Source organism: Streptomyces sp. NPDC055099 (assembly GCF_053607685.1).
Genome location: NZ_JBSGUA010000011.1, coordinates 265,286 through 274,396 on the forward strand (window position 1 = coordinate 265,286; position 9,111 = coordinate 274,396).

Annotated in this window: 8 protein-coding genes; 6 read left to right on the top strand and 2 right to left on the bottom strand. The window is 70.8% G+C overall.

Translation table 11 applies throughout. From position 1 onward, the window contains the following. Positions 1-35 precede the first annotated feature (35 nt). The 6 genes from ACWFRU_RS26620 (at position 36) to ACWFRU_RS26645 (ending at position 7,318) form a co-directional block, all read left to right on the top strand. Entirely contained in the window at positions 36-1,406 is a 1,371-nt protein-coding gene (locus ACWFRU_RS26620) for a glutamine synthetase family protein (protein WP_453690675.1), read from the top strand. Between the two features lie 7 nt (positions 1,407-1,413). Beyond that, on the top strand, positions 1,414-2,808 hold the full coding sequence (locus tag ACWFRU_RS26625) for an aldehyde dehydrogenase family protein (RefSeq protein ID WP_453690676.1): 1,395 nt from the start codon (positions 1,414-1,416) through the stop codon (positions 2,806-2,808). A gap of 5 nt (positions 2,809-2,813) precedes the next feature. Next, on the top strand, positions 2,814-3,596 hold the full coding sequence (locus ACWFRU_RS26630; RefSeq protein WP_453690677.1) for a 3-oxoacyl-ACP reductase: 783 nt from the start codon (positions 2,814-2,816) through the stop codon (positions 3,594-3,596). Positions 3,597-3,698: 102 nt separating this feature from the next. Continuing rightward, positions 3,699-4,991, top strand: coding sequence for a haloacid dehalogenase-like hydrolase (locus ACWFRU_RS26635; RefSeq protein ID WP_453690678.1), 1,293 nt, complete (start codon positions 3,699-3,701; stop codon positions 4,989-4,991). Between the two features lie 34 nt (positions 4,992-5,025). Next, positions 5,026-6,321, top strand: a complete 1,296-nt coding sequence (locus ACWFRU_RS26640; RefSeq protein ID WP_453690679.1) for a haloacid dehalogenase-like hydrolase — start codon at positions 5,026-5,028, stop codon at positions 6,319-6,321. A gap of 28 nt (positions 6,322-6,349) precedes the next feature. Next, positions 6,350-7,318: a DUF2510 domain-containing protein gene (locus ACWFRU_RS26645; protein WP_453690680.1), complete on the top strand. Its 969-nt coding sequence runs from the start codon at positions 6,350-6,352 to the stop codon at positions 7,316-7,318. 22 nt (positions 7,319-7,340) lie between these two features. Here ACWFRU_RS26645 and ACWFRU_RS26650 read toward each other — a convergent pair whose 3' ends face one another. Then, positions 7,341-8,543: an amino acid deaminase/aldolase gene (locus tag ACWFRU_RS26650; protein ID WP_453690681.1), complete on the bottom strand. Its 1,203-nt coding sequence runs from the start codon at positions 8,541-8,543 to the stop codon at positions 7,341-7,343. Positions 8,544-8,777: 234 nt separating this feature from the next. Then, the coding region (locus ACWFRU_RS26655) for a hypothetical protein (protein ID WP_453690682.1) at positions 8,778-9,111 on the bottom strand (334 nt) is incomplete at its 5' end.

A 9,111-nucleotide genomic window follows, 5' to 3' on the forward strand; every position in this document is an offset into this window, starting at 1 on the left:
TTATGGCTCTCGGCTGACCCAAGGAGGCTTTTCCCGTGGCAGACCGCACACCACCGCTCGGGATCGAGGAGCTGCGTGCTCTCGTCGCGAGCGGCGAGATCGACACTGTCGTCCTGGCCTTCCCCGATATGCAAGGGCGGCTTCAGGGCAAGCGGTTCGCCGCCCGCTTCTTCCTCGACGACGTCCTTGAGCACGGCACGGAGGGCTGCAACTACCTCCTGGCCGTAGACGCGGAGATGAACACCGTCGAGGGCTACGCGATGTCCTCCTGGGACCGCGGCTACGGCGACTTCGCCATGCACCCCGACCTGAGCACCCTGCGCCGCGTCCCCTGGAACGAGGGCACCGCGATGCTGATCGCGGACCTCGCCTGGAACGACTCCTCGCCCGTCGTGGCCGCGCCCCGCCAGATCCTGCGCCGCCAGCTCGACCGCCTCGCCGAACTCGGCTACACCGCCAACGTCGGCACCGAGCTTGAGTTCATCGTCTTCAAGGACACGTACGAGCAGGCCTGGGACGCGGGCTACAAGGCCCTGACCCCGGCCAACCAGTACAACATCGACTACTCGGTGCTCGGCACGGGCCGCATCGAGCCGCTCCTGCGCCGCATCCGCAACGAGATGGCGGCCGCCGGGCTCGTCGTCGAGTCGGCCAAGGGCGAGTGCAACCCCGGCCAGCACGAGATCGTGTTCCGCTACGACGACGCCCTCGTCACCTGCGACCAGCACGCCATCTACAAGACCGGCGCCAAGGAGATCGCCTCCCAGGAGGGTGTCTCGCTCACCTTCATGGCCAAGTACAACGAGGCCGAGGGCAACTCCTGTCACATCCACCTCTCGCTCGCCGACGCGGACGGCGCCAACGCCATGGCCGGTACCTCTGACGATCCCGGGGGCATGTCGCCCGTCATGCGGCACTTCCTGGCCGGGCAGCTCGCGGCGCTCCGGGAGTTCTCCCTGCTCTACGCGCCCAACATCAACTCCTACAAGCGGTTCCGGCCGGGCTCCTTCGCGCCGACCGCCGCCGCCTGGGGGTACGACAACCGCACGTGCGCCCTGCGCGTCGTCGGCCACGGCCGCTCGATGCGCTTCGAGAACCGCCTGCCGGGCGGCGACGTCAACCCGCACCTCGCGGTCGCCGGACTCGTGGCCGCCGGTCTGCACGGCATAGAGCAGAAGCTGGAACTGCCCGACGAGTGCACGGGCAACGCCTACACCGGTGACTACGCGCACGTCCCCACCACCCTGCGCGAGGCCGCCGAACTCTGGGAGAACAGCGCCATCGCCAAGGCCGCCTTCGGCGACGAGGTGGTCGCGCACTACAGCAACATGGCCCGGGTCGAGCTGGACGCCTTCGACTCCGCGGTGACCGACTGGGAGCTCCGCCGCTCCTTCGAACGCATGTGAGGCACCCTTGCCCGACGAACAGCACCTCGAAGTACTGAATCCGGCGACCGAAGAGGTCGTCGCGACCGTCCCGGCCGCCACCCCGCAGGACGTCGACGCCGCCGTCGCGCGTGCGACATCCGCACAGGTCAAGTGGGCCGCCACAGCCCCCGCCGACCGCGCCCGCCTGCTCCGCCGTTTCGCGGCGAAAGTAGACGAACACCTGGAAGAACTGGCCCAGTTGGAGGTCCGCGAAGCCGGACACCTCATCGGCAACGCACGCTGGGAGGCGGGCAACGTCCGCGATCTCCTGGACTTCGCGGCCGGGGGAGTCGAGCGGCTGAGCGGCCGTCAGATCCCGGTGCCCGGCGGCCTGAACGTCACGATCCTCGAACCCCTCGGGGTCGTCGGCGTCATCGCGCCCTGGAACTTCCCCATGCCGATCGCGGCCTGGGGCACCGCCCCGGCGCTCGCGGCCGGCAACGCGGTCATCCTGAAGCCCGCCGAGACCACCCCGCTCACCGCGCTGCGCCTCGCCGAACTCGCCCTGGAGGCAGGCCTACCCGAGGGCCTGTTCCAGGTACTGCCCGGCGTCGGCGGCGTCGCGGGCAACGCCCTGGTCGAACACCCCGGCGTCGCCAAGATCGTGTTCACCGGCTCCACGGGTGTCGGCAAGCAGATCATGGCCAAGTGCGCCGACCGCGTGAAGCGCGTGACGCTCGAACTGGGCGGCAAGAGCCCGAACATCGTCTTCGCCGACGCGGACGTGGAGGCCGCCGCCCTCGCCACCCCCATGTCGTACCTCGACAACTCCGGCCAGGACTGCTGCGCCCGCACCCGCATCCTCGTCCAGCGCTCGGTCTACGACCGCTTCCTGGAGATCGTGCGGCCCGCGGTCGAGTCGGTCGTCGTCGGCGATCCGTCCGACGAGAAGACCCAGATGGGCCCGCTGATCTCCAGGTCCCAGCTGGAGCGCGTGCGCGGGTACGTCCCCACCGGCACCGGAATCCACGGCACGGTCCCCGAAGGCCCCGGCTTCTGGTTCCCGCCGACGCTCCTCACCGACGTCGACCCCACCTCGGCGGTGGCGACGGAGGAGGTCTTCGGCCCGGTCGCCGTCGTCCTCCCCTTCGACGACGAGGCCGACGCGATCCGCCTCGCCAACGCGACCGAGTACGGCCTCTCCGGGTCCATCTGGACGCGGGACGTGGGCCGTGCGCTGCGGGTCTCGGCTGCCGTCCAGGCCGGGAACCTGTCCGTCAACTCGCACTCCAGCGTGCGCTATTGGACCCCCTTCGGGGGTTACAAGCAGTCCGGGCTCGGCCGTGAGCTCGGCCCGGACGCGCTGGCCGCCTTCACGGAAACCAAGAACGTCTTCATCAGTACGGAACGCACAGAACGCACGGAAAGCACGGAGGCCTGAGCCTTATGTCCGACCAGAACATCTGCCGCCGTCTCGTCGGCCGCACCGCCGTCATCACCGGCGCCGGCAGCGGCATCGGCCTCGCCACCGCGCGCCGTCTCGCGTCCGAGGGCGCGCACGTCGTCTGCGGCGACATCGACGAGACCGCGGGCAAGGCCGCCGCCGACGAGGTGGGCGGGACCTTCGTCAAGGTCGACGTGACCGACGCCGAGCAGGTCGAGGCGCTCTTCAAGACCGCGTACGACACCTATGGCTCGGTCGACATCGCCTTCAACAACGCGGGCATCTCGCCGCCCGACGACGACTCCATCCTGGACACGGGCCTGGAGGCCTGGAAGCGCGTCCAGGAGGTCAACCTCACCTCCGTCTACCTGTGCTGCAAGGCCGCCATCCCCTACATGCGGCGCCAGGGCAAGGGCTCGATCATCAACACGGCCTCCTTCGTGGCGAAGATGGGCGCGGCGACCTCGCAGATCTCGTACACGGCCTCCAAGGGCGGCGTCCTCGCCATGTCCCGCGAACTCGGCGTGCAGTTCGCCCGCGAAGGCATCCGCGTCAACGCGCTCTGCCCCGGCCCGGTCAACACCCCGCTCCTCCAGGAGCTCTTCGCCAAGGACCCCGAGCGGGCCGCGCGCCGCCTCGTCCACATCCCCGTGGGCCGCTTCGCCGAGGCCGACGAGCTCGCCGCGGCCGTGGCGTTCCTCGCCAGCGACGACTCCTCCTTCGTGAACGCCACCGACTTCCTCGTGGACGGCGGCATCGCCGGGGCGTACGTCACGCCCATGTAGTTCACCCGCACGACGCCCATGTAGTTCATCCTCCAGCAACCACCCCGTCAGCCGGGCGTCGCACGACGCCCGGCTGACCTGCGTAAACACGGGAGTGTGTTCGTGAACTTCAAGCGCCGCGCCGCCGCGGCAGCAGCAGTGATCGCCGTCGCCGGAGCCGGTCTCGTCACCGTCCAGGCCACCGCGGAAGCCACCCAGCCGGTGCGGGCCGAGGTGAAAAACTGCCCCTCGCTCACCCTCTCCAAGGGCTGGTACGGCGACAACAAGGCCAGACTCCAGAAGATGATCGACACGTACGGGACGTGCGGCGAGCGCCACGGCCGAGGAGGTGCCAAGCCCGTCGCCACCTTCGACTGGGACAACACGGTCATCAAGAACGACGTCGGCGACGCCACCATGTTCTGGCTCCTGCGCAACAGCAAGATACGTACGCCGCGGAATGCCGACTGGCACACCACCAGCCGCTATCTCACCGACCCGGCGGCCAAGGCCCTCGCCAAGGCCTGCCCGGCCACGCGGACCACCCTTCCCACCGGCCGCGACACGGGCTGCGCCGACGAGATCGCCTCCGTCTACAGCGAGGGCACCACCACCGGCGGCGACCCGGCCTTCGCAGGCTTCGACCACCGGCGCATGGAACCCCAGTACGCCTGGCTCGCCCAGCTCACCCGCGGCTGGTCCGCCCAGCAGGTCAAGGGGTTCGCCGCCGCGGCCCGCAAGGAGAACCTCGCCGCGCCCGTCGGCACCGAACAGCGCGTCGGCACCGGCGAGTTCACCGGCTGGGTCCGCTACTACGACCAGCAGCGCGACCTGATCCGCACGCTCAAGAAGGCCGGGTTCGACGTCTACGTGGTCTCCGCGTCCCCCGAGCCGGTCGCCGAGGTGTGGGCCAGGAGCGTCGGCGTCGACGCCCGGCACACCATCGGCATCCGCAACGTCGCCACCCACGGGAAGCTGACGGCCCATCTGAAGGGGTGCGGCACCGTCAAGGACGGCGACGACTCGATGATCACGTACATCGACGGCAAGCGCTGCTGGATCAACCAGGAGATCTACGGGGTCCGGGGAGCGGCCGCGGAGAAAGTCCAACCCGCGTCCAGGCGACAGGTGTTCGCCGCCGGGGACTCCGACACCGACATCTCCTTCCTGCGCGACGCCACGGCCCTGCGCCTCGTCCTGAACCGCAACAAGAACGAGCTGATGTGCCGCGCCTACGACAACGGCGACGGCCGCTGGCTGGTGAACCCCATGTTCATCGAGCCCAAGGGCAGGCTCGCCGAGCCGTACCCCTGCGCGAGCACCGCTTACACCGAACGGAACGGCGACGAGGGCCCCGTGCGCCGCGCCGACGGGTCCATCATCCCCGACCAGAAGGACACGGTGCACGGGGCCTGACCTGGCCAGGGAGATTGATGTACGGTCCATGCGCATGCGCAACAGACATGCCTTGGCGTTGACGCTGGCCACGGCCGCCACTCTGGCCGCCGTGCCCGCGTCGCTCCCCGCGGCCGCCGCCACGCCCGCGAACCCCCCTGCTGCGAAGGCGCATTGCCCGCAGCTCTCCACGAAGCTGACCTGGTTCGGCGACAACCGCGACCGGCTCCAGCAGATGATCGACGAGCGCGGACGCTGCGGCTCCCACCGGGACCACGACGAGAAGCGTCCCGTCGCCGCCTTCGACTGGGACAACACCGTCGTCAAGAACGACATCACCGACGCGACGATCGCCTGGTCCCTGCGCCACGACAAGATCCCGCGCCCCGCCTCCTGGAAGTCCACCAGCAAGTGGATGACGGACGAGGCCGACAAGGCGCTCACCAAGGCCTGCGGCACCAAGGTGCCGGTCGGCAAGCCGCTGCCCACCTCCACGGACACCGACTGCGCCGACGAGATCTTCGAGGTCCGCGAGGACGGGAAGACGATGAGCGGCGCGGCCGCCTTCGCGGGGGAGTGGGACCACCGGCACACCGTCCCGCAGTACGCCTGGGTGCCCCAGCTCTTCGCCGGACACACCGTCCCCGAACTGAGGTCGTACGCCGCGAAGGCCCGCAAGCAGGTGCTCGCCGCCCCCGTGGGCGCCACGCAGACCGTCGGCACGCACGAGATCCCCGGCTACGCCCGCTACTACGACCAGCAGCGCGACCTCATCCGCACGCTCAAGAAGGCCGGGTTCGACGTCTACATCGTCTCGGCGGGCTCGGAGCCGGTCACGGAGGTCTGGTCGAAGAGCGTCGGCGTCGACCGCGAGCACACCATCGCCATCCGCTCCGTCCTGGACCGCAAGGGCCGGATCACCACCTGGAACCAGGGCTGCGGCGACGTACCGGTGAACAAGGGCGAGGCCATCCCCTACATCGACGGCAAGCGCTGCTGGATCAACCAGGAGATCTTCGGCGTCAAGGGCAAGTCGGCCTGGGACAAGCAGGACCCGTCCCACCGCATCGCGCTCGGCGGCGGTGACGCCGACACGGACGTGACGTTCGTCGGCGACGCCACGGGCGCCCACCTCGTCCTGAACCGCAACAAGGACGAGTTCATGTGCCGTGCGTACGACAACGCCGACGGCCGCTGGGTCGTGAACCCCATGTTCATCGAGCCCATGAAGCAGAAGTCCGGCCGCTACCCGTGCTCGACGGCCGCGTACAACGTGCCCGAGGGAGGCAAGGGTCCGGTCCTGCGCGAGGACGGCTCGGTGGTGCCCGATCAGGAGGACGCGGTGTTCTGATCTTCAGGGCACGTCCTAGAGTGCCGGGATGAGCATGTCGCCCCCTCCCGGCTGGTACACCGACCCGTCGGCGCCGCCGACGCAGCACGTCGAGCGCTGGTGGGACGGGTCGGCGTGGACCGAGCACCGGCGTGCGCCCGAGACGCCCCACATGGGCCAGGCGCAGCCGGGGTTCGGCCCGCCGCAGCCACAGACGCAGGTCCAGCCGCTCGCGGGAACCACCCCTGGAAACGGCCGGGCCAAGGTGGTGGCGCTGACCACCGCCGGGGTCGTCCTTGTCGCGTCGATCGTCACCGGCGTGGTGCTCCTGGGCAAGGACGACGGAGGCGACCCGCAGGTCGAAGGACCCGTTCCGGGAGCGTCGGAGCCGGTGGACCCGCCGTCGCCGACCTCGCCGTCGCCGACCACCTCGGCGCCGGACCCCGACCCCTCCACCCTCGTCGACCAGCTCAACGGCATCACGATCCCCGTCCCCGACGGCTGGGAGAAGGCCGACAGCACGGTCGGCGGCGACCCGACCGTCCGCACCCCGGACGTCTACGACTGCCCCGGCGAGGGCAGCCTCTGCCGCCACGGCACGGTGTACTCGCGCACGTCGACGGCGACCGACGAACGCTCGCCCAAGGTGCTCGCGCTGAGGGACATCAAGGACGCGGCCGACCGGGCGTACGACGAGGACAAGGTCGGCATGGAGCCGTTCGGCGGGATCGTCCGGCACCAGAAGGTCAAGGAGGGGACCGTGGCGGTCGCGGGCCGCTCCGGCTACCTCGTGCGCTGGCGCGTCCACACGGAGAAGGGCTCCGGCGGATACGTCCAGTCGCTCGCCTTCCCCTCCAGCGTCGGATCCGAGGCGATGGTGATCGTCCGCTTCGCCATCGACGCCGGGACGAAGACGCCGCCCCTCTCCGACATGGACGAGATCACCAAGGGGATCAGGGCGGTCGGCGACTCGGAGACGAGCGGCGGCGTGGGCAGCAGCGTGGGCGCGACGCCCTGACTGTCTGACCCGCCGCCTCGCGCTACAGGAACGTGTGGCCTTCCCCGCGGTACGTCGGGACCGTCGCCGTCACGCGGTCGCCCTCGACCAGATGCAGTGCGTCGAACCGCTCGCACATCTCCCCGGCCTTGGCGTGCCGGAACCACACCTTGTCGCCGATCAGCAGATCGTCGGCGGGTGCGCCCAGCAGCGGGGTCTGCACCTCGCCCGCGCCCTCCTGCGGGTCGTAGCGCAGACCCTCCGGGAGGTACGGCACCGGGGAGCGGTCGGCGCCCGCGGCGCCCGAAGCGGGGTAGCCGCCGCCGAGCACGGTCACGGTGCCCACGCCGGGACGGCGCACGACGGGCTGGGCGAAGAGCGCGGCCGGACGCCCGCTGAACGACGTGTAGTTGTCGAAGAGCCGCGGCACGTAGAGGCCTGACCCCGCCGCGATCTCGGTCACCGCCCGCTCGGCCGCGGTGTGCTGCACGCTGCCCGTGCCGCCGCCGTTGACGAACTCCAGGTCCGGCGCGACCGCCCGCACCGCGCGGATGGTCTCGGCCCGGCGCGCCGCCAGCTCCTTGCGGGCGGCGGCCTGCATCAGCCGGATCGCCCGCGAGCGCGCGGGGCGGCCGGCGATCGCGTCACCGACTCCCGCCACATGACCCTCGTACGCCATCACGCCCACGAGCCTGAAGCCCGGCCGGCGGACCACGGCGCGGGCCAAGGCGGCGACTTGGGCGGGGGAGTGCAGGGGCGAGCGCAGCGCGCCGATGCGCAGGCGCCCGCCGAGGATCTTGTAGGCGGTGTCCAACTCCAGGCAGACCCGCACCTCTTCGCGTCCGCCGTCCCTGGCCTCGTCGATGAGCCGCAGCTGCGCGGGGTCGTCGATCATCACCGTCACCGAGGACGCGAGCTTCGGGTCGGCGGCAAGCTCGGCGAAGGCGGCACGGTCGGCCGAGGGATAGGCGAGCAGGATGTCCTCGAACCCCGAACGCGCGAGCCACAGGGACTCGGCGAGCGTGTAGGACATGATCCCGGCGAAGCCGTCGCGGGCCAGGACGCGTTCGAGCAGCGCCCGGCACCGTACGGACTTGCTCGCGACCCGGATCGGCTTGCCGCCGGCCCGGCGCACGAGGTCGTCGGCATTGGCGTCGAATGCCTCCAGATCGACGATCGCGACGGGGGCGTCGAGGTGTGCGGTGGCCCGGTCGTAGCGGGCCCGGTCTGCTGCACGGGAGGTCATGGCCGAAGCCTGCCAGACGGGATTACCCGAGGGTAGGGGGATGATCCGGGCAGATCGCCCGGGGCCGCGGACTGGTTCCCGCACGACCGGAATCTGCCCTTAGAGTTACGCGCAGAAGAGCGAGGAAACGGGGGGTGCATGAGCACGGAAGCGCGACGGGCCCCGGTCCCGCCACGTCCCACGACTCCGCCCCCGCCGCCGGCCCCGCCCTCGTCGATGCCGCCGCCCGTTCCTTCATCCCGCTTCCCAGACGCGAGTCCGCCCCCGGCGGATCCCGACCCGTCCGACTCCGACGACGACCAGGACTCCGTCATCGGCGACCTGCTCGCGCCCTTCGACCGGGTCCGGCTGCCACGGCCATCGGCGGCGCCGGACGACGCGGACGCTCCGGGCAGCACGGACCAGACTCCCGCCGAGGCGCCCCGAGGCACTGACGAGGCGCCCCGAGGCACTGACGAGGTGCCGCGTGGCGCTGACGAGGTGCCGCGTGGCGCTGACGAGGTGCCGCGTGGCGCTGACGAGGTGCCGCGTGGCGCTGACGAGGTGCCGCGTGGCGCTGACGAGGTGC